Source organism: Nonomuraea sp. B19D2, assembly GCF_040137845.1.
Taxonomy (GTDB): Bacteria; Actinomycetota; Actinomycetes; order Streptosporangiales; family Streptosporangiaceae; genus Nonomuraea.
On the sequence record NZ_JBEFAK010000173.1, the window covers coordinates 1 to 507 of the forward strand.

The window sequence follows — 507 nt, forward strand, 5'->3', positions numbered from 1 at the left end:
GGGGGGGGGGGGGGGGGGGGGGGGGGGGGGGGGGGGGGGGGGGGGGGGGGGGGGGGGGGGGGGGGGGGGGGGGGGGGGGGGGGGGGGGGGGGGGGGGGGGGGGGGGGGGGGGGGGGGGGGGGGGGGGGGGGGGGGGGGGGGGGGGGGGGGGGGGGGGGGGGGGGGGGGGGGGGGGGGGGGGGGGGGGGGGGGGGGGGGGGGGGGGGGGGGGGGGGGGGGGGGGGGGGGGGGGGGGGGGGGGGGGGGGGGGGGGGGATCGGCGCAGGGAAGCTTAACTTCCGGGTTCGGAATGTAACCGGGTGTTTCCTTCCCGCCATAACCGCCGCAACCCCGCGAAACAGCTGTTTGCTGTCTCAGAATTGCGTAGTGGACGCGAGCAAGAACAACTTCAAAAAAGTCTGCTTTGTGGTCAAGTCCTCGGCCTATTAGTACCGGTCAGCTCCACACGTTACCGTGCTTCCACCTCCGGCCTATCAACCCGGTCGTCTACCGGGAGCCTTACCCCCT

The 507-nt window shown here is 78.1% G+C and carries 1 rRNA gene and 1 other annotated feature; the gene reads right to left on the minus strand.

The annotated features are described in order from the left end of the window. Positions 1–244 precede the first annotated feature (244 nt). Positions 245–327: a sequence feature (5S ribosomal RNA rRNA prediction is too short), on the minus strand. Between the two features lie 78 nt (positions 328–405). Next, positions 406–507: ribosomal RNA gene (locus tag ABN273_RS59335) — 23S ribosomal RNA — on the minus strand; the annotation flags it as partial.